This is a genomic window from Nitrosospira multiformis, from assembly GCF_900110185.1.
GTDB classification, from domain to species: domain Bacteria; phylum Pseudomonadota; class Gammaproteobacteria; order Burkholderiales; family Nitrosomonadaceae; genus Nitrosospira; species Nitrosospira multiformis_A.
Genome location: NZ_FOCT01000002.1, coordinates 66,325 through 86,967 on the forward strand (window position 1 = coordinate 66,325; position 20,643 = coordinate 86,967).

18 protein-coding genes are annotated in these 20,643 nt (G+C 56.0%); 11 read left to right on the forward strand and 7 right to left on the reverse strand.

The genetic code is table 11. The annotated features are described in order from the left end of the window. Positions 1–30 precede the first annotated feature (30 nt). On the forward strand, positions 31–372 hold the full coding sequence (gene erpA, locus BMY01_RS02635; protein WP_217638608.1) for an iron-sulfur cluster insertion protein ErpA: 342 nt from the start codon (positions 31–33) through the stop codon (positions 370–372). 139 nt (positions 373–511) lie between these two features. Here erpA and BMY01_RS02640 read toward each other — a convergent pair whose 3' ends face one another. Further along, positions 512–1,612: an anhydro-N-acetylmuramic acid kinase gene (locus BMY01_RS02640; RefSeq protein ID WP_074744073.1), complete on the reverse strand. Its 1,101-nt coding sequence runs from the start codon at positions 1,610–1,612 to the stop codon at positions 512–514. A gap of 54 nt (positions 1,613–1,666) precedes the next feature. After that, positions 1,667–2,965 (reverse strand): OapA family protein, encoded by a 1,299-nt coding sequence (locus tag BMY01_RS02645; protein WP_368086224.1) that lies wholly within the window; start codon positions 2,963–2,965, stop codon positions 1,667–1,669. A gap of 441 nt (positions 2,966–3,406) precedes the next feature. Between BMY01_RS02645 and BMY01_RS02650 the strand changes: the two genes are divergently transcribed. From BMY01_RS02650 to lysA, 10 genes are all read left to right on the forward strand, one after another. Further along, positions 3,407–4,597 (forward strand): sensor histidine kinase, encoded by a 1,191-nt coding sequence (locus BMY01_RS02650; protein ID WP_074744077.1) that lies wholly within the window; start codon positions 3,407–3,409, stop codon positions 4,595–4,597. 257 nt (positions 4,598–4,854) lie between these two features. Next, the gene (lnt, locus tag BMY01_RS02655) at positions 4,855–6,348 is read left to right on the forward strand and encodes an apolipoprotein N-acyltransferase (RefSeq protein ID WP_074744530.1); all 1,494 of its coding nucleotides are present in this window, start codon (positions 4,855–4,857) and stop codon (positions 6,346–6,348) included. A gap of 89 nt (positions 6,349–6,437) precedes the next feature. Next, complete coding sequence (gene glyQ / locus BMY01_RS02660) at positions 6,438–7,343, forward strand: glycine--tRNA ligase subunit alpha (RefSeq protein WP_074744079.1); 906 nt, start codon at positions 6,438–6,440, stop codon at positions 7,341–7,343. A 17-nt stretch (positions 7,344–7,360) separates the two neighbouring features. After that, positions 7,361–9,550: a glycine--tRNA ligase subunit beta gene (glyS, locus tag BMY01_RS02665; RefSeq protein WP_254772593.1), complete on the forward strand. Its 2,190-nt coding sequence runs from the start codon at positions 7,361–7,363 to the stop codon at positions 9,548–9,550. Between the two features lie 15 nt (positions 9,551–9,565). Then, entirely contained in the window at positions 9,566–10,099 is a 534-nt protein-coding gene (gene gmhB / locus BMY01_RS02670; RefSeq protein WP_074744082.1) for a D-glycero-beta-D-manno-heptose 1,7-bisphosphate 7-phosphatase, read from the forward strand. After that, positions 10,096–10,869, forward strand: a complete 774-nt coding sequence (locus BMY01_RS02675; RefSeq protein WP_074744084.1) for a lysophospholipid acyltransferase family protein — start codon at positions 10,096–10,098, stop codon at positions 10,867–10,869. Before gmhB ends, BMY01_RS02675 begins: the two co-directional genes overlap by 4 nt. Positions 10,870–10,874: 5 nt before the next feature. Continuing rightward, positions 10,875–11,618, forward strand: a complete 744-nt coding sequence (locus BMY01_RS02680) for a M48 family metallopeptidase (RefSeq protein ID WP_254772594.1) — start codon at positions 10,875–10,877, stop codon at positions 11,616–11,618. A gap of 425 nt (positions 11,619–12,043) precedes the next feature. Next, positions 12,044–12,343 (forward strand): hypothetical protein, encoded by a 300-nt coding sequence (locus BMY01_RS17270; protein WP_139176672.1) that lies wholly within the window; start codon positions 12,044–12,046, stop codon positions 12,341–12,343. Between the two features lie 48 nt (positions 12,344–12,391). After that, the gene (gene lptM, locus BMY01_RS18230) at positions 12,392–12,760 is read left to right on the forward strand and encodes an LPS translocon maturation chaperone LptM (protein WP_081353651.1); all 369 of its coding nucleotides are present in this window, start codon (positions 12,392–12,394) and stop codon (positions 12,758–12,760) included. Continuing rightward, entirely contained in the window at positions 12,757–14,013 is a 1,257-nt protein-coding gene (gene lysA / locus BMY01_RS02695; RefSeq protein WP_074744088.1) for a diaminopimelate decarboxylase, read from the forward strand. Before lptM ends, lysA begins: the two co-directional genes overlap by 4 nt. 24 nt (positions 14,014–14,037) lie before the next feature. Here lysA and mgtE read toward each other — a convergent pair whose 3' ends face one another. The 5 genes from mgtE to BMY01_RS02720 all read right to left on the reverse strand — a co-directional run bounded on the left by mgtE (position 14,038) and on the right by BMY01_RS02720 (position 20,333). Further along, complete coding sequence (gene mgtE, locus BMY01_RS02700) at positions 14,038–15,474, reverse strand: magnesium transporter (protein WP_074744090.1); 1,437 nt, start codon at positions 15,472–15,474, stop codon at positions 14,038–14,040. Positions 15,475–15,688: 214 nt separating this feature from the next. Beyond that, positions 15,689–16,381 carry a monofunctional biosynthetic peptidoglycan transglycosylase gene (mtgA, locus tag BMY01_RS02705; RefSeq protein WP_074744092.1) on the reverse strand — a complete coding sequence of 231 codons (693 nt, stop codon included), beginning with the start codon at positions 16,379–16,381 and terminating at the stop codon, positions 15,689–15,691. 86 nt (positions 16,382–16,467) lie between these two features. After that, entirely contained in the window at positions 16,468–17,295 is an 828-nt protein-coding gene (gene aroE / locus BMY01_RS02710) for a shikimate dehydrogenase (RefSeq protein ID WP_074744094.1), read from the reverse strand. A 117-nt stretch (positions 17,296–17,412) separates the two neighbouring features. Beyond that, positions 17,413–18,411 (reverse strand): energy transducer TonB, encoded by a 999-nt coding sequence (locus BMY01_RS02715; protein WP_074744096.1) that lies wholly within the window; start codon positions 18,409–18,411, stop codon positions 17,413–17,415. A 68-nt stretch (positions 18,412–18,479) separates the two neighbouring features. Further along, positions 18,480–20,333 carry a ribonuclease catalytic domain-containing protein gene (locus BMY01_RS02720; protein WP_074744098.1) on the reverse strand — a complete coding sequence of 618 codons (1,854 nt, stop codon included), beginning with the start codon at positions 20,331–20,333 and terminating at the stop codon, positions 18,480–18,482. Positions 20,334–20,643 lie beyond the last annotated feature (310 nt).

Genomic DNA, 20,643 nt, shown 5'->3' on the forward strand with positions numbered 1-20,643 from the left:
TTCAACGATGGTTCGGGTCAGACTGATTCGATGACGAATATCCCAACGCCATTGATCTTTACGGACAACGCGGCAAACAAGGTCAGAGAGCTGATCGAAGAGGAAGGAAACAACGATCTCAAGCTGCGGGTATTCGTGGCAGGAGGCGGATGCTCCGGCTTCAAGTACGGATTCACCTTTGATGAACTGATAAGTGAAGATGACACGGTAATGGAAAAAAATGGTGTCAAACTCCTGGTGGATGCCATGAGTTTCCAGTATCTGGCAGGAGCGGAAATCGATTATCAGGAAAACGCCGAGGGTGCCCAGTTCATTATCAAGAATCCGGGCGCTGCAAGCACCTGCGGTTGCGGCTCTTCATTCTCCGTTTAATAAACCCTGCGGGTAACTCTGCGGCTCAAACTCTGCATTCTCTGCATAGGCTGGACCGGAAGCTCACATCCCCTTCCAGCTCCCACTTCCGTCCCTTCATTCAGGATAAAAGAAAGTCCTGAAGAGGATATAACAGGTCCTAGGCAGAATAGATGGCCCCGAGAAGCCGGGAGCCCTTCGCGCCAGTAACCGAGGGAATATTACCGGGCATGCCCTGGATGAGTTGTCGCGCAAGCCAGGCAAAGGCGAAAGCTTCCAGCCAGTCGGCGTCCACGCCCAGGCTGTCCGTCAATCCAACTTTCCTGCCGGACAATGCCACCTGAAGGGAGGCGATGAGGTGACTGTTCCGCGCGCCCCCGCCGCACACATAAATTTCGGTCGCATCCCCGCAGTAATCGAGTATACAACGGGCAATCCCGGTGACGGTCAGCTCCAGCAGGGTGGCCTGGACATCGGCCGGGCTCTCATCCCCCTTCAGGTAGCCTTCCAGCCAGGTTGTACTGAATAATTCCCTGCTGACACTTTTGGGCGGGGGAAGGGAAAAAAATGGCAGTGCCAGCAGCTTTTCCAGCAGCACGGAGAGCGTTTTTCCGGTTGCAGCCCACCTTCCGTCCTCATCATACGCTTGCCCGGTATGGCGCGCGCACCACTCGTCCATCATGGCATTGCCTGGGCCGCAATCGAATCCTGTCACGTTTCCATTCCGCGGCAGATCAGTGAGATTGCTGATTCCCCCGATATTGACGATCACGCGATGAACATGAGGATCGGCGAACAAGGCCTGATGAAATGCCGGCACCAGGGGCGCCCCCTGCCCTCCCGCAGCGATATCGCGACTCCTGAAATCGGAAACCACCCTGATTCCGGTGAGCTCTACCAGCAACGGAGAGTTGCATAACTGGATAGTGTAACCCGCTTCTGAGTGGGGGCAATGACGTATGGTTTGCCCGTGGCATCCGATGGCAGCGACTTCGTGCGGCGCAACGCCGCTTTTGCGGAGCAAGCCTGCCACTGCTTCGGCGTAATGACGGGCAAGTTGATTACCAATCGTCGCGGCACGGTGCAGCTCATCATGACCCGGAAAATGGAGTTCCTTGAGCTGTTCGCGGAGCTTCCCCGGGTATGGCAGATAGAAGTTGTCCAGCAACACCGGCCGGGGGGCTTCAAAGTCGGCAAGCACTGCGTCGATCCCATCCAGACTGGTGCCCGACATGATGCCGATATAGTACGCCGCTTTCAAATCTCTCCCGTTGACGGGACTTTTATCTAGTCGATCCGTTCGGACCACCCGCCGTTAATCCAGCAAAGCGAGATTGGTGCCGTGCAGCATATCGAGCCTCGCCATCGACGATTTCGTTGATTCGTAAAATGCCGCGAGCTGTGCGGGAGCGATCGGTTTTCCTTCCGGCATCGGCTCCTTCAGAGGATCGCGTTGAATGCCGTTGACACGGAACTCAAAGTGCAGATGGGGCCCGCTCGCCAGGCCGGTGGCTCCAACCCGGCCAATGATATGTCCCTGGCGGACACGGTGACCCTTGCGCAACCCTTTGGCGAAAGCCGACAAGTGGCCGTAGACGGTGGCATACGACCCTTCATGCTCGAGGATGATGAAATTTCCATATCCCCCTTCCCATCCCGCCACCGCCACGACGCCATCGGCCACCGCCTTTACCCCTGTACCGGTGGGCGCCACGTAGTCGATGCCCTTATGAGCCCGCCATTTTTTCAGGATGGGATGAAAGCGGCCGGTGGAAAAGCCGGAACTGATGCGGGAGAATTCCAGCGGCGAGCGCAGAAATACCCTGCGCAGGTTCTTGCCGTCCGGCGTGTAATAACCGCCTTCTCCACCGTCGCTCCCCGGGAAATACACTCCCCGGTAAGGCACTCCCTGGTTGACGAACTCCACCGCCAGCACCCGGCCGGCTCTCGTCGGTTCCCCATTGCCGTAGAGGGAATCGTACACCACCGTAAAACGGTCACCCTTGCGCAGATCGCGGTGAAAATCTATTTGGGAAGCCAGGATATCGACAATCTGGGAAGCCACGGTGTCCGGAATGCCCGCGCGGTCGATCGCGGCAAAAAGCGAGCTTTCGATCACGCCTGATTTCATCTGGATGTGTGTTTCCAGCAATGCAGGCCTATCGCTCACCACATAGCTGCCGTCGCGTTTTTCCAGCACCACCTGATCGCTGCCGCCGGGAAAGTAGCGCAGCAGCAGCAATTCGCCCGCAGCGCTGGTTTCGGCATGCACCATTCTGCCCGCGGCCAATGGATGCAAGGCCTTCAAATCCGAAGTATCCCGAATGAGGCGCGCCACATCCTGATTATTCACTTCAAGCCGGGAAAGCAGGCTCCCGATGGTATCGCCCTGCTGGATACGTTCATGACGCCAAAAAGTCATGCCCTCCGCCGAGCCAGAGCGAATCTCCGGAATCTCCAGACCGAGGACGACCTGCTCGACCGGTACGTCTTCCACCGCAGTATCGGGGGCAATACCGAAGGCTGCCACCATTCCAAACAACGGAATGCTCGATAACAGTATCAGGCCGCGCAGTGTTTTTCTTGTAAGTGTAAAAGCCTGGCTGTTGCTCACTATCTCAAGTCCCTCATAAAGGAGCCAATGTAATCTGTTTTTTTGGCGCGCCCATGTCTGCTTGTTGCTAGGCATCTCCCTTGTACGGGAAATCGGCCGGGCGAATCTCTTTTTTATGGGTGCCAGCGTCCGGCTATGGGCCGCTCTCTCCACCCTCCGTTGCCTATGGCGAAACGGCCAGCACAATACATCCTTCGTGAGCGTCAGCAGACTGTGCGCGGAACCCCTATTCCTATATGCTCGCATAGGTTCCCTCTTGACGTCATGGCTTTCAGAATATGAGTCTAGCACAAAATCAGCAGCCCATATCAAAGCCCATGTAAGCCCCCCTTAAAAGGCAAAGGTCCTGCCCCAGGTCAACCTGGGATATCACTCCCCGACTTCATCTCCCGATTTGGCAGTAAAATAGCGCGCTCTCAAACTATCGGTTTTTCAGAACTTATGTCTACAGCCGACCCCACCCTGGACCTGCTGGCATATCATGCGTTTCCTCACCTTGCCTCTGCCTTGCGCGTACGCAAGGACGCGATTCTGCGAGAGTGGGAGAAATCTGTCGCCTGCACCTTGCCCGCGGCTGATGCGCTCACGCTAAGAAACCTACGCGACTCCGTGCCTCTGATCCTGGAAGAGGTGATCGAAGCGTTTTCCTCCAGCCATCCCGTCACTACCCAGGCGCTGGTGGAAGGCAGCAGACTGCATGGCGAGTCGCGCTTTCAGGAAAATTACAACATACGCGAACTGGTAGTCGAGTACCAGCTTCTACGGCGCGTAATGATCGAACAGATTTCCGAAGAATTGAATGGCGAACTGGACGAGACAAGCAATGTTGCCCTGAACATGGCAGTAGATGCGACGCTGCAAAGCGGAACGGTCATATTCGTCGAGAATCTGCAGCGGCAGCTCAAGTCCGCGACGGAAATCCAGTCCAAGTATCTCTCTTTTCTTTCTCATGATCTTCGCAATCATCTCAGCCAAATCACGCTATATATCCAGATACTTGCAGTGAAGCTCGCAAAAATTCCCGAGCTTGCCGACAACGTCGCGGACCTGGAGTCGGTCAGGAGCATCATACTCAAGACCACTGCTGGAATGGATCGCTTGCTGCAATCCGAGCAACTGCGAAAAGGGTACTTTCACCTGGCGATGGAAGCGGTGGATTTGAATTCATTGTTATCTGAAGCAGTCAGGCAGATCACACCGGAAGCGCAATTGAAGGGAATAGAGTTACGCATCGATGTGCCGGAAGGCGCGAAAGTGATCAGTGAAGAAACGCTGCTGGTGCCTATATTGCAGAATCTGCTGGGGAACGCGGTAAAATACAGTTCGGGTGGCCGGATAGAAGTCACAGCCCGTCATAACGCCAGTAGGGAAGATAGTGCCTGGATCCTCAGCGTGAGCGATCAGGGCCCGGGCATTGCTCCGGAAAACCTGACCCACCTGTTCGATGCTTTCCAGCGCGCCGATACCTACGGCAAACCGGGCATCGGGTTGGGCTTGTCCATCGCTTCAGAAGCGACCCGGCTTTTGGGCGGCAAACTGGAAGTGGAGTCCGTGGTAGGGATCGGCTCGACCTTCCGATTATTGCTGCCCTGCCAGATACTGGAAGACGAGGTTTCTGATCAAGGCACGTGATTTTGGCGTCTTTTTGCGGGATAAACACTCGCTCACCGGCATATGGGAGGTCGGCCCGCTCCGTTGCTGATTATCGGCACTCCTCTTCGTATAAAGCCTGTATGGTATCTTCTCAAGCAAACGGGTTATGAAGATCGGGATCCGGGGAGTTGATTTAAAAATGGTTTTCTGTCGTTCGGTTCCAAAGAAGAGAGAAGAGATAGCGCAGAGGGGCGCACTATCGCGCAAGCGCGAATCATTGAAGCACATTGAATAAAATAATCCGTTCGGAATTACTGGTCTGTTTTCTGCTCGGCGCACTTACCGTTCCCGGTTTTGCGCCGTTTTATCTTTTTCCGATCCCGCTTGTAACCCTCGCGCTGTTGTGCCATTTCTGGCGCAACAGTGCGCGACCTCGCGCAGCCGGGTTGCTCGGCTTCTCGTTCGGTATGGGAATGTTCAGTGCGGGTGTCACCTGGCTATATATTTCCCTGCATGATTTCGGCGCAATGCCGATGCCGGTTGCCGTGCTTGCGCTCATTTTTCTGTGCGGCTACCTCGCGCTGTTTCCGGCAATGACAGGCTGGACCCTGAGAAAACTGGATATCGCCGCCCCTATCGTATGGGGGCTGACTGCCGGGGCGCTGTGGGCCTTGTCTGACTGGCTGCGCAGCGTATTGTTTACAGGCTTTCCATGGCTGACCCTGGGTTACTCCCAAGCGCCGCTCAGTCCCCTGGCCGGTTTCGCACCCATTATCGGTGTATACGGCATTTCGCTGCTGGTGGTGCTGAGTGCTGCGCTGCTGTGTTTGCTCGTTCAAAAGGAATTTCGCAAGCCCCTCTATTTTTTACCCCTGCTGACGCTCTGGCTTGCCGGTTGGGGCCTCCAGCAGATTCACTGGACTGAACCGGAAGGTGAACCGGTGACTGTAAGCCTGCTGCAGGGGAACATTCCGCAGGATATGAAGTGGCGTGAGGATCAGCTCATCAGTTCCATGGAAAACTACGCTCGGCTTGTACTGCAAAGCGACAGCCGCCTAATCATCACACCCGAAATTTCGATCCCGCTCTACCGCAACGAAGTATCGCCTATCTATCTTGCCCACCTGGCCGCCCATGCAAGGCGGAATAATGGCGACATTCTGGTTGGTCTGGTGGAAGCACCGGGTGGCCGGAGCGAATACTATAATTCCATGTTCAGCTTCGGCACTTCCCCTGAACAGAGCTACCGCAAGTATCACCTTGTGCCGTTTGGCGAATTCATTCCATTGAAACCGGTGTTCGGGTGGATCATCAACGTCCTGAAAATTCCGTTATCCGATTTTTCACGGGGCGCACTCGGGCAGCAGCCCATGAATATCGCGGGGCAGCGGGTCGCAGTGAATATCTGCTATGAAGACGTGTTTGGCGAAGAGATCATCCAGCAGCTGCCGCAAGCCACCCTGCTCGCCAACGTCAGCAACGACGCCTGGTTTGGCCGCTCCATCGGGCCTCGACAACACTTGCAGATATCCCAGATGCGGGCCCTTGAAACAGGACGCTATATGGTGCGGGCAACCAATACAGGGGTCACGGCAATCATCGACGAGCGCGGGAGAGTGTTGCAGGAGGCGGAAATATTCACCACCACCGCCTTGCATGGCACAGCACAGGGATTTGCCGGCGCCACGCCCTACGTGCGGTTCGGCAACAGCCTGATTCTCGGGCTTTGCGGAATATTGCTGGGACTTGCCGTGTTATCCGCTTTTCGCGAAACCCGCAAAAAACGGTAAAATCGCGTTCTCACGCAGTTTTACGGCGTCTCTTGCTGCCTCTTGCTTTTGCGCCTTTTTGTCAATTACGGTCCGGCTCAGAATCTTACATGCGCACATTTCAGGAAATCATTCTCGCCCTGCAACACTACTGGGCCAGGCAGGGCTGCGCGCTGCTTCAACCGTACGATATGGAAGTTGGCGCGGGCACATCCCACACTGCCACATTCCTGCGCGCGCTCGGCCCCGAGCTGTGGAAAGCGGCGTATGTGCAACCCACCCGTCGTCCAAAAGACGGGCGTTATGGCGAGAATCCCAACAGGTTGCAACACTACTACCAGTTTCAGGCGGTCCTGAAACCCGCCCCTGCCAACATCCTTGAACTGTACCTCGGCTCGCTCGAAGAACTCGGTTTCGATCTCCGCCAGAACGATATACGTTTCGTCGAGGATGACTGGGAAAACCCCACTCTCGGAGCCTGGGGATTGGGCTGGGAAGTGTGGCTGAACGGCATGGAGGTGACGCAGTTCACCTATTTCCAGCAGGTGGGCGGCATGAACTGCAAGCCCATCACGGGTGAAATCACCTATGGCCTGGAGCGGCTGGCAATGTACCTGCAAGGCGTGGACAACGTTTTCGACCTCACCTGGACAAAAGGGCTTTCCTATCGCGATGTCTATCATCAGAACGAGGTCGAGCAATCCTCCTACAATTTCGGGCACAGTGACCTGGATTTCCTGTTCAAAGCCTTTACAAGCCATGAGGCACAAGCCCGTCATCTGGTGGAACAGGGACTCCCTTTGCCGGCTTATGAGCAAGTGCTGAAGGCTGCACACACTTTCAATCTTCTCGATGCGCGCGGCGCGATCTCGGTCACGGAGCGCGCCGCCTATATCGGGCGCATCCGGGAACTCGCACGCAGCGTGGCACACGCCTATTACGAAAGCCGCAAGCGTCTGGGCTTTCCCCTGGCGCCGGTGGAATGGGCGCAGGAATTGCTGGAGAAAGCCGCTTGACTGATGCAACACAAGGTTTGGCAACCCGAAATCTTCTGGTTGAACTGCTGGTAGAGGAACTGCCCCCCAAGTCGCTGAAGAAACTGGGTGACAGTTTCGCGCAGGGAATAGCCGCGGGCCTGAAAAGGCAGGGCTTGGCGCGGGAAGATGCGGCCGTCACCCCTTTTGCCTCTCCCCGACGCCTTGCCGTACATCTCACATGCATAGCAGCACAGGCGCCGGACACATCCTCCCTGAAAAAACTGATGCCGGTAGCAGTGGGTCTGGATGAAAATGGCCAGCCCACCCCTGCCCTGCTCAAGAAGCTGCGCAGTCTTTGCGGCGATGCTGGTCCTTTCCCCTTCCTCTCTCAGCTCAAACGCGCCCACGATGGAAAAACAGAAACCCTGTTTCTGGATAGCGTAGTGAAGGGAGCGACGCTGGCGGAAGGCCTGCAGGCAGCGCTGGACGAGACGCTGCAGAAATTGCCCATTGCCAGAATGATGACGTATCAATTGGCCGATGGCTGGAATACCGTCAATTTCGTCCGCCCGGCGCATGCGCTCGTTGCCCTGCATGGGAAAGAAGTTGTGGACGTATCCATACTGGGGCTGACAGCGGGACGTCAAACGCAAGGACACCGTTTCGAAGCGGTGACAAATCCGCTGACCGTGAAAGATGCCGACAGTTACGAGCATCAGTTACAAGAAGAAGGCGCGGTGATTGCGAGCTTCTCCCATCGTCGCGCCGAGATCGAGCGCCAGTTGCTGGCCGCAGCCGGCAAGGAAGGGATCGGACTAACCCGGTATGACGGCCTGCTGGATGAAGTTACCGCGCTGGTGGAACGCCCCAGGGTGCTGATGGGTGAATTTGAAACGGGATTCCTGGATGTGCCACAGGAGTGCCTGATCCTGACGATGCAGGCCAATCAGAAGTATTTCCCTCTGCTCGATGCGGGCGGCCAACTCTCGCACAGGTTCCTGATCGTATCCAATATCCATCCGGTGGATGCGCGCGCAGTGATTGCCGGGAACGAACGTGTGCTGCGCTCGCGCCTGGCGGACGCAAAATTCTTTTTCGACCAGGATCGCAGGAAGACGCTGGCCTCGCGGGTGGAAGGCTTGCGGAGGGTTGTATACCACAACAAGCTGGGCACGCAGGCAGAACGGGTGGAAAGGATCTGGGCCATTGCACAAACCATCGGCTTACAGCTCGGCGGTAATGAACTTGCAGCCCGGGCGGGCGAAGCAGCCATGCTTGCCAAAGCGGACCTGCTCACCGACATGGTCGGCGAGTTCCCGGAGTTGCAGGGCATCATGGGACGCTATTATGCAAAGCATGACGGCGTGGCCGAGGAGGTCGCCGACGCGATCGAAGACCACTACAAACCGCGCTTTGCCGGCGATGAGTTACCGCGCAATCTGGTGGGCGTGTGTGTCGCGCTCGCCGACAAACTCGAAACGCTTGTCGGCTTGTTCGGCATTGGCCAGATACCCACTGGAGACAAAGACCCCTTCGCCTTGCGCCGCCATGCGCTGGGCGTCATCCGCATATTGACCGAAAAGGAAGCGCCGCTGGCGCTGAACACCCTGCTCGAGCAGACTGCGGACATTTTTGGACAAAAAATCAAAGGCTCAACTGAAACCACAGCCGAAACCCCCACTGAAACTTTAAGTGATTTCATTTACGAACGGCTGAAGCACTATTTCAGTACCGAATCCATCGAGGGACAGGCAACGGACTTTGGCGAACCCGGTAACGAGGGCCGGCCGGCTTTCTCCCCGCAGCAGATCGACGCGGTACTCGCCCTGCGGCCCCAGTTGCTGAATGATGTCAAAAAACGCCTGATCGCGGTGCGTGCTTTCGCCGCCCTGCCGGAAGCCGAAAGTCTTGCGGCGACCAACAAGCGGGTGGGCAACATTCTCAGAAAAGCGGAAGTCGATGGAGGTGGGCAAATCGACACCATCCTGTTGCAGGCGCCCGCAGAACAGGCGCTGCACGAGGCATTAAACCGTATAATGCCGGAAGCCGATGCAGCCTTTGCTGCCGGCGACTATACCGCTTCGCTGCAGGCGCTGGCCGCACTGAAAGTTCCGGTAGATCGGTTTTTCGATACGGTAATGGTGAATACGGAGGATGCTGCGCTGCGCCACAACCGGCTTGCCCTGCTTGCGCAAATGCAGAAGACAATGAACCGGATTGCAGATATTTCCCGACTGGCGATCTGATACCGGTAACCGATCATGAAACTCGTCATTCTCGACCGGGACGGCGTCATCAATTACGACAGTGCCGCCTTTATCAAGACGCCGGATGAATGGAAGCCCATTCCCGGCAGTCTGGAAGCAATCGCGCACCTTACGCAGGCGGGCTATCGGGTGGTGGTCGCCACCAACCAGTCCGGCATTGGCAGAGGTTTGCTGGATATGGTGTCATTCAATGCCATCAACGACAAGATGTGCAAAGCCGCCATCCAGGCCGGGGGACGCATCGATGCGATGTTTTTCTGCCCCCATGCCAACACCGACAGCTGTGATTGCCGCAAGCCCGCCACCGGGATGTTCAAGGAAATTTCAGAACGTTTTGGGCTGGACTTGAAAGGTGTGCCTGCGATCGGCGACTCCCTGCGTGATTTGCAGTGCGCAGCTGCCGTCGGCGCGCTTCCCGTCCTGGTGCTGACCGGCAAAGGAAAAAAGACCGAAGCCGAGGATGGCCTGCCCGAAAACACGAAAATATTCGCTGATCTCTCGGCGGTGGTCAATGCCCTGACGCAATGAACTGGATTCCGGTCGTGCTGCGCTCGACGCTCTACGCGCTGCTGCAGCTCATCATCACCCCTTTCTACTTCCTGATCGTCTTTGCCGCGTTCCCGCTTTCGCGCCTCAACCGCTATCGCATCACCTCCGGCTGGGCGCACCTGATGCTGTTTCTGCTGACTACGGTCTGCGGCATCCGTTATCGCGTCATAGGAAAAGAAAATATTCTCCCTACGCCGAGCATCATTCTGTCGAAGCACCAATCGGCATGGGAAACGATCGCCTTCCAGCAGATCTTTCCTCCGCAAGTGTGGGTGCTGAAAAAGGAACTGCTGCTAGTCCCGTTTTTCGGCTGGGGACTGGCGATGACCAACCCCATCGCGATCGATCGCAGCTCGAGAAAAGCGGCGCTGAAGCAGATCGTCGAGCAGGGAAAAGACCGGCTCAGGCAGGGATTCTGCATCGTCATTTTTCCGGAAGGCACCCGCATCGCCCCCGGCAAAAGGGGCAAATACGGCATTGGCGGCGCCTGGCTCGGCATCCATACTGGCGCACCGGTCATACCGGTGGCGCACAATGCGGGCCGCTTCTGGGGCAAGAACGCCTTCATCAAGCGTCCCGGCACGATCACGGTCAGTATCGGCGCACCCATCGACCCCAGCGGCATGGAACCGGGCGAACTCAATGCAAAGGTGGAAGCCTGGATAGAAGCAGAGGTGGCACGGATCGATAACCTGCATCCGGACGAAAACCCCAATCCGGACCAAACGCAAGAGGAACCCGCTGCGTGAAGAAGATGGCATTCCAAAGGACGAAAACGAGCAAACTCGCGGCAAACGAACTGCGCCATATAAACCTGAACGGCAGCGAAGTCCCCTACACCCTCATGCGTTGCAGGCGCAAGACCATCGGCATGAGAGTGAGCAGCGAAGGCTTGACGGTGCGCATTCCGATGCGGGAATCGTTGAGCTGGGTCGAATCCGTACTGCAAAAAAGAGCCGACTGGATCGTCACCAAGCTCGACGAATGGAAGAACAGGAAGCCCACCCGGCCCGCGTGGGAAGAAGGTGCCATCTTTCCCCTGCTCGGAGAACCCTGGCAGGTGACGGTTACCGCCGACGGGGTACAGATGATGCAAGCAAGCGAGAACGCCAGAAGCAAGGATGAGCAGCCGGGCTTATCCCTGTCCTCCGGGGTTGCTGCCGAGCAGATCGAAAACGCCGTGATGAAGTGGTATCGCCAACACGCGCTGACCTGCTTTACCGAACGCATCGCCCTTTACGCAAATAAACTTGGCGTGGCTCTGCCGCAATTGCGCCTCTCCAGTGCGCGCACGCTCTGGGGCAGTTGCAACTCACGCGGCATCATCCGCCTCAACTGGCGCCTGATCCAGAAGCCGCTCGATCTGGTGGACTACGTGGTCGCGCATGAACTCTCCCACCTCATCGAAATGAACCATTCGAAAGCGTTCTGGCAGACGGTAGGAAGCGTGTATCCCGGTTATGCGGCGGCGAGGAAGAAGTTGAGGGGGATTGGGTGACGACGGGCCGAGATGTGATAGGGTAACTCCTAGTAGTTTCGATTTGATCTGACATTTAGTGAAGACAATTATTAGAAAGTGTCAAAAACGACTGCCTCAGGAATGATCTACCACATACTTCTATCAAAATTGCCGGTATCAGTTGTTTGGAGGCTGAAGTAAAAAAACCGTGACTCTAGTTATACATAGCAGTTAATCAAAACATGACGAAGTCCAGAAAACCTCCGACTCGCTTCGGTCTAGAAACATGTCAAGACATGCACGAAAAGCTGAAGTGGGAAGCTCAGAGGCTGGAAAATGGGTGGAGTGTCTACGACACTTTCAACTTCGTTGTCACAGCTCACCATCTTTATATTGATTGGATAGAGAAGTGTGGTAGTCCAGAGGTTAAAGCAAAGAAACTCTTACTTCCTGAGCCCGCAAAGATGGTTCTGCAGTCCATTGTCGACCTCGCCAACGGCAACAAGCATTGGGAACTCACGCACGATAAGAGCTTGGAACGCCAAGTGATTACGGAAGTCTACGAGCGAACCATTAACGATTGGTATGCGTACTTCATTGCCGGTCCAAGGGTGTACATCGTTTTTGGTGACTACAAACTCAGTATGATGGAGTTGATACACCAAGTGCTTGGGTACTTCAAATGGATATTCGAAGGCGGTGACATCGCTTTGCCACTGGAACTACAACGCCAACTTGAGCTATGTAGGATTCCAAAAACGTAATATGGTTCTTTCTGGCGCGACCGGTAGCACTACTTTTCGCGAAATTTAATGCCGTATAAATGCAATGAACGCGCTAAAGATATTCAGTCAACAAACGCCCTTCAGAAATATTCTGAGCGCCGAATTAGCCACTATCAACCAGATCGAGTCGAAAACACAGCGTTGCTGACCAAGAGAACCTCTAAAAAATCCTCCTCGGGGGCGATTCAGGTAACCCTAGAGGCTCAGTCAGAGGTTCTGCCCTTTGTGTTAGTATCCTCGATTTCTCATTCAAGCAACTTCATGCGCACCCTCGCCGCTCTCGCCCTGACCGCCCTGCTGCTCAATGCCTGCGGCCTTAAGGGGCCGCTCTATCTTCCGCAGGAGCCTGCTCCTGAAAAACCGCCCGCATCTCAGGATAGCGAGAAAAAGAAGTGAGCGGTTTTCCTTTCTTCAGTTACCACAACAGACGTTTGTGGGCAGAGTCGGTGCAACTGGAGCGCGTCGCGCTTGAATTCGGCACGCCCTGCTATGTCTATTCGCATGCGGCGCTGACAACAGCCTACCGGGAATTCGACGATGCCTTTGCAGAACGGGATCATCTGGTCTGTTACGCCGTCAAGGCGAATTCCAACCTTGCCATTCTCAACCTGCTCGCCCGCCTGGGCAGCGGTTTCGACATCGTCTCCGGGGGAGAGCTTCAGCGGGTATTGAAGGCGGGGGGCGATCCACAGAAAATCGTTTTTTCGGGTGTGGGCAAGCAGCCTGCGGAAATGAAAGTAGCGCTCGAAGCAGGCATACTGTGCTTCAACGTGGAATCGGAAGCGGAGCTGCATGTGCTGAACCGCGTGGCCGGAGAAATGGGCAAGGTTGCGCCGGTGAGCCTGCGGGTGAACCCGGATGTGGATGCGAAAACGCATCCGTATATTTCCACCGGACTCAAGGAAAACAAGTTCGGCATTCCTTTCGATGAGGCGGAGGCGGTTTATGCTTCTGCGCAAGAGCTCGGCAACGTACGGGTGGCCGGCCTCGATTGCCATATCGGCTCGCAATTGACAGAACTGGCGCCTTTCATCGAAACCTGCAAGAAGATGCTGGGGCTGCTCGACCGGCTGGAGGCGCAAGGGTTGGAGATCGAGCACCTCGATCTGGGTGGCGGCCTGGGGATACGTTATGCCGGGGAAAATCCCCCCTCGGCACGGGAATATGTCGAGGCGTTACGCAGCGTGGTAGGCAGCCGCAGGCAGAAAATCCTGATCGAACCGGGAAGGTCGCTGGTGGGCAATGCGGGTGTACTGCTTACAACCGTCGAGTATCTCAAGCCTACGCCGCATCGCGATTTCGCCATTGTCGATGCGGCCATGAACGACCTGATGCGTCCGGCCTTATACAAGGCTTATCATGAAATCCTTCCGGTGGTTGTGCGCAACGAAATGGATGCAAAAACCTATCAGATTGTCGGTCCGGTGTGCGAAACCGGCGATTTTCTCGGGCATGACCGCCACCTGGCGCTGGCTCAGGGTGATCTGCTCGCTGTCATGTCGGCGGGCGCTTATGGCATGAGCATGAGTTCTAATTACAATGCGCGTCCACGCGCCGCCGAGGTGATGATCGACGGCGACCGTATCCATCTCATCCGCGAGCGGGAATCGGTCGAACAATTGATGGCAGGCGAGAAAATCCTCCCATAGCCTCGTAAGGGGTTGTGGCAGGGGCTATAGCAGAAAAAGGGTTGCGAGCCCCAGGAAGATAAAAAAACCACCGCTGTCGGTCACGGCGGTTATCATCACACTGGAGCCTGCGGCAGGATCGCGCCCCAGGCTGTGCAGGGTCAGCGGTATGAGCACGCCCATGAGCGCGGCCAGCAACAGGTTGAGCATCATTGCCAGCATCATCACCAGGCTGAGCGAAATATTGCGGTAAATGATATAGGCAAACCCCCCGACCACCGCGCCCCACACCACGCCGTTCACGGCGCTCACGCCGATTTCCTTGCTGATCAGCATGCGGGCGTTCCCGCCATTCAATTGTCCCAAAGCGAGCGCCCGCACGATCATGGTGATGGTCTGATTGCCGGAGTTTCCCCCTATTCCGGCAATGATCGGCATGAGCGCGGCCAGGGCGACGAGTTTTTCGATCGAATCTTCAAATAGGCCGATCACCCGCGAGGCGACGAACGCGGTAACGAGGTTGATGGCCAGCCAGGTCCAGCGGTTCTTGAGGCTCTTCCAGATAGGCGCGAACAGGTCTTCTTCCTGACTCAAGCCGCCTACGCTCAGGGCTTCGCTGGCTGATTCTTCCCGGATGAAATCCATCACGGCATCGATCGTGACGCGGCCCACCAGTTTTCCTTCCGCATTGACCACCGCGGCGGTAACGAGATCGTAGCGCTCGAATGCCTGCGCTGCCTGTTGCGCCCTTTCGTCAGGATAGAACACGATGGTTTCCTTGCCCATGACCGAACTTACCAGCGCGGCCGGATCGCTTACCAGCAGGCGGTTCAAGGGTAGCACGCCCTTGAAATACTCGTTCCGGTCCACCACGAACAAAAGGTCGGTCTGATCCGGCAACTCGTTCAGGCGGCGCAGGTAGCGAAGGACCACTTCCAGCGTTACATCCTCACGAATGGTGACCACGTCGAAATCCATGAGCGCCCCCACCGCGTCTTCCGGATAGGACATGGCTGCCCGCAGCTTCTCGCGCTCTTCCATGGGAAGCGACTGGAATACATCTTCGAGAACGTCCCGGGGAAGATCAGGGGCGATGTCCGCGATTTCATCGGCATCTAGCTGCTCTGCCGCAGCGCGCATCTCGCCGCGTTCCATCGAGGCGATGAGAGTTTCACGGACAGCGTCCGACACCTCCAGCAGGATTTCCCCGTCACGCTCCGCCTTGACCAGATCCCAGATCAACAAGCGGTCTTCGAGCGGCATCACCTCGAGGATGTGGGCGACGTCAGCGGGATGAAGCTCGTCTAGGAGCTTCTGCAATTCAGCCAAGCTTTGCCCATGCAGGAGCCCATCCATGAGTCCCTGCTCCGACATGGGCTGCGGGGGCAGAAGCCCTTCCGCGAGCTTGTGCTCGTACAGTAACTGGATCACCCGCTGCAAATGTTCTTGCAGGTTTTCTGTTTCCCTGAGGTTATTTGCCATTAGGGAGGTTCCTGGAACAGGTTTTGCCTGATCTGATTGTAGGGAAAAAAACGTCGAATATTATGACAAGGTGAGTGAAGACGCAAACCGGACATAGAAGCACAGGGAAACCGATCGGCAGCCGACAGCCGACGGGATGGGACTTCTCTCACAAGCCGCGGCTCTGCCTGACAGGACAGAGCGCCTCGACCACCTCGGCCTCTGCTATTTTATCTCAGGGAATGGAAGCCGACGCCATGCGGCGCAGAATCATGCGCGTTTTCTTCGTCAGCCAGGCCGTATTGCGATTTTCGTCGTAGAAGCGGGGACTGGGAACCATGGCAGCGAGCCGAGCCGCTTGTTCCCTTGAAACAGAAGAAGCGGAAATACCGTAGTAATGGCGGGCCGCGGCCTCGGCCCCGAACACCACATTGCCCCATTCGATCACATTCAGATAAATCTCCAGGATACGGCGTTTGGACATCACCTTCTCAAGCATCAGCGTGATGAACGCTTCCTGGAGTTTACGCCATGGGGTCTTGTCACCGGAAAGAAACAGGTTTTTTGCCAGTTGCTGGCTGATGGTGGAGCCGCCCATGATCAGCCTGCCCTTTTTCAGGTTTTTCTCGTACGCCTTCTGGATAGCGTCGAAATCGAATCCTTCATGCTCCAGAAATTTCGCGTCCTCGGCTGCAATGATTGCCCGCTTGAGATGCGGAGAAATCTGTTCGTAAGGAATCCAGCGGGTACGCAGTGCAGCCTTCGTATTTTTTTCCCGCAGTGTTTCCAGCCGGGTTTGCATGAAAGCGCTGGAAGAAGGATTGAAATAGTTCCAGTAGACAATCCGACTGAAAATCCAGAATTGATAGGCAAATAGGGCGGCAATGAAAAACAGGAACATCCGCCAGAACCAGCGCTTGAAAAACATTCTTATTATTCCCACTGTTGTTTCCAGGTTGCGCAGTTGCGCCACCCTCACCGGGGGATGACGCTATCGCTGCTCCGCCTATCAATCTACGGACTGCCGAGGCTTGACCTTAACATTTCAATGACCGGTTCCGTTTTCGGCCGTACTCCGCGCCAGAGAAAGAAGGATTCGGCCGCCTGTTCCACCAGCATGCCGGTTCCATCGGCCAGCCGCGCTGCCCCCTGCTGCTGCGCGAATTGCAGAAAAGGGGTAAGCCCCTTGCCGTACATCATATCGTAGGCCAACGAAGCGCCGGCGAAAACACCTCTTGGCAGAGGCGGCAGATCCCCCTGCAGGCTGGCGGAGGTGGCATTGATGACAAGGTCGAATTCCTGCCCGCGAAGATCCTCGTACGCTGCGGAAACAACGTTCCCCAGGGATGCAAACAACCGCTGCAGATCATCTGCTTTTTGGCGGGTCCGATTGGCAATCACCAGCGCGACAGGCTCATGCTCGAGCAAGGGCGTGATTACCCCGCGGGCTGCTCCGCCCGCGCCCATGAGCAAGACGCGCCGGTCATCGAGCGCATAGCCGAGATTGACGCCGATGTCCCGCACCAGCCCCGCGCCATCCGTGTTATCTCCCAGGATGTCATCTGCCTCGAATACAAGCGTGTTCACTGCCCCGGCAGCCTTTGCCCGCTCCGTGAGGCAGCTTGATAGCGTATGGGCTTCCAGCTTGAATGGCACGGTTACGTTCGCCCCTTTGCCACCTCGCTGCCTGAAGGCAGCTATCGTTTCCACGAACCCATTCAATGGCGCAAGTATCGCTTCATAACGAATATCCTGTCCGCTTTGACGTGCAAACCCGGCATGAATCAGAGGCGACTTGCTATGAGCAACAGGATTACCAATGACGGCATAAAGATCACTCATGGTCACTCATGGCGTAGGTCATGGAATCAGACTCCGATGGGAGCCGACCGGGAGGAGGAAACAGGGAGACATGCGATTGTGAGCAATACCTGCGGGCAAATCGGTACGCCCGCATGATTACTCACTTGTCAGCTCATCGGCACTGGTGAATACCCAGGAGCGGGTAATATGCAGAATATCGGTATCCCGGCTGAGCTCCGGAGGAAAAGGGGCGAAGCCATTTTGCCCCGCCAGCTTCACGATACGGACGGCTGCCTGGTCCAGAATTTTCTTTCCGGAAGAGCGGTTTATTTCAACCGATTCCAGGCTGCCATCGGAGCGGATGCCAACGGTAAGCTGCAAGCTGCCATACAGCTGTTCACGTTTTGCCGCTTCGGGGTAATTCAGGTTCCCGATCCGCTCCACCTTGAGGCGCCAATCTTCGGCGTAGCGGGCAAAACGATAGTCCCGGGTGCGGCTGCCGATAAACTTTCGTTTAAGCGGTTTTTGATAGGTTTCAATACTCGCGTCGCCACGCGCGGCCACGCGTGCGATTGCCAACCCGCGCTGAACCAGGTCCGTAGTATCAAAGATAGCGTTCTGGTCCTGCCCGGTTTGAATCTGAGGCTGAGCCTGGGCGATCAGGGGATCAGGTTCATCAGCACTTTGATGGCTGTCATTCTCAGTGGCTGCCATCAATGGCGGTGTCCGGAGTTCGCGCGGTCCTGCTTCCTGGGCAGCGGGAGCGAAGGGGACGGAATCGGCGATAGTCTCCCGGGGAATATTTGCTGTGTCCTCCTGTTTCGGCAGGGGAGGAATGGGTTGGGCTGAATGCCGGTTGGCGTTGGCTTTTACAGCAGGACTATCCTGCGCCATCCGCGGCAACGCTTCTTTCCTGTCTGTCTTGTCCGAATGGAGAGTGGCCTCCCTATTCACCAGCATCACTTCCAGTGGCGCGCCCACTGCACGGATTTGCGAAAGAGGGAACTTGAAAGTGACGCTGGACAAAACCACGACATGGAGAATAACCGAGACCAGTATCGCGGTTTTCAGGCGCGATACTCCATTCAACGGGGAGCCGTAACTCGCGCCCGGATTAAACTCGTTTAGGGTCGTTATTGTCGGATTGGCGCTCAAATCTGCCGAAGAATAGTGAGGCTGAAAGGCCGTAAACCGTAACGGCCTGCTATGTTACAGGATAAATCTCAAGCTTGCAGTTTTCTCAGGAATTTTATACTGAAGGTAAGTTCCAGCAGATCGATATTCGAGATTTCAACCTCGACAGCCGTTTCCGGCGGCAGCTCCGGCAAAGATGCGACACGCGCCACAAGCGGCAGGCGATCGAGCTTCACCAGGTTTTCCTTCAACACCTGCGCGCCTGTTGCCAGAACATTTTCCTGCAATAACCAGCGCAAGCACCAGTAGCGTTCCATCGAGCGTTGAAAATCGCCGTACACCTCATAAGTGGACTCGAAATTCCGCATGAACATGTGCAGGCTCTCGCTCTCCCTCGTATAAGGAGGTTCTTCTCCTCGCAGCAACGCAACCAGTTGCCGCTGATTGATGAAATCCACGTAGCGGCGCATGGGCGAACTGATCCAGGCGTACTGGGAAACACCGAGACCCTGATGCGGCGCCGGCGAGGTGCTCATCCTGACCTTGCCATTGCCCTGACTGCGATAGATGCCGGCGACTCCGCTATCCGCAAGCAACCGGCCCCATTCGGCATTCACGAAAATCATCAACTCAGACACTACCTTATCGATGGGCGAGCCCCGGCGACGCTCGGTAATCATGATATGGTCGCCATGAAGATTGAAGTTGTAGTCGATGCGTTCGTTATTGCTGTCGTTGGTCTTGCCGCGGAGTGCTTCCATCTTGCAGGCAAAATTCCATAATGCGGCCAGCTCCCTGCCGAAGGGATGATCGATGCTTCCTCCAGCCAGGGTAGATTCATTGAATTGCTCCTCCAATGTGTCGTGCCGGAGGTTGGCTGCCACCTTTACTTGCTCGACACGCGTGCTGGTGGCGGTCACCGTGAAATCATCGGCCACGTCCAGATACATCGAAACAGCGGGACGCAATTGTTTTTCGCTCAATGTGTACTGCTGTATCACCGGTTCCGGCAACATGGTGATCTTGTTGCCCGGAATATATACGGTTGAGATACGCTGTTCCGCCACTTTGTCCAGGAGCGAACCTGGGGCAATGCCCAGCGTGGGTACGGCAATGTGAATGCCGATGCGGAAACTTCCCAGCGTCAGCGGCGTAACGGAAAAGGCATCGTCAATTTCAGTGGTGGTGACATCATCGATGCTGAAAGCCGCCACATCCGCTACCGGCAGATCGGGCAGAACCGCCAATTGGTCAGCGCCCAGTTCATCGAAGCCAGTACCCTCGGGGAAATGCTCCAACAGGAAACGGTTGAGATGATAGTCATGCGTGGAAGGAATCGCCCCGCATTTTTGCAGCAACTGGGAAACGCTCAGTTTCGTCGCGGCACAGACGGCATCCAGCGCTTTCCACTCGACCGAATTTTTTTCCGGACGATAGAGCAGGTTGAATAGTGTCGGCTTGAATTCTTCCGGAAGGATAAACTCGCTCAGCGATTGCATGTAACGGGCCTGCTGTTCCGCCTGGCGGCGCTTTTTCTCCTGGCTGGCAAGCGCCGCCTCCAGCGCTTTCGGCGGCGCAGCCTTGTAGCGGCCGCGCCCTTTCTTGTAAAAATACATCGGCGCGCTGTGCAGCCGGATCAATACCGCGGCAGCTTCTTCCGGTGTCACCCGATCGCCGAAATAATCTGCGGCAAGCGCATCGCTGGCGAATTCGACCTCACTCTCACAACATTCCCAGAGAAAATTCGGGTCAAGATCTTCCGCCGTTTTTTGCGCGACATCCATGAATTCAGTCAATGAGGGCGCGTCAAACCGCAGCAGCACAGAGGCTGCCTTTATTTTTGCGCGCTTGCCGTGAGGCGCCTCCACTTGCAGCGAAGTCGTGTTATCGGCAAGAACCGCACCTACCTTGAAGGTGCCTTCCTCTTCGTAAAAAACATTCATGAAATGATTCTTGAGGCAAGCAGGAAAGACATGAGACTTGGCAAGGCCAAATCTCAGTGCATATCAGTCATCAGATTATAGCCCGAAACGTATTTTCAGCAGGTTGGACAGGCGCGTTCCACCTGAGCAAAACGGCTGACGGTAAAGAGAAGAGGCTATCAATGATGACGAGGGTTTTGTCGTCATCGAGACGACCCGCAGGAAGTCCCGAAAAACCCAAATCTTAGATGCGCGCCGGGAGCAAAAGTTTTCTATCCTGTCGGTTTTTTTTCGACAGGATCACGCAGGGAGCTTCCGTTCGCCCTGAGCC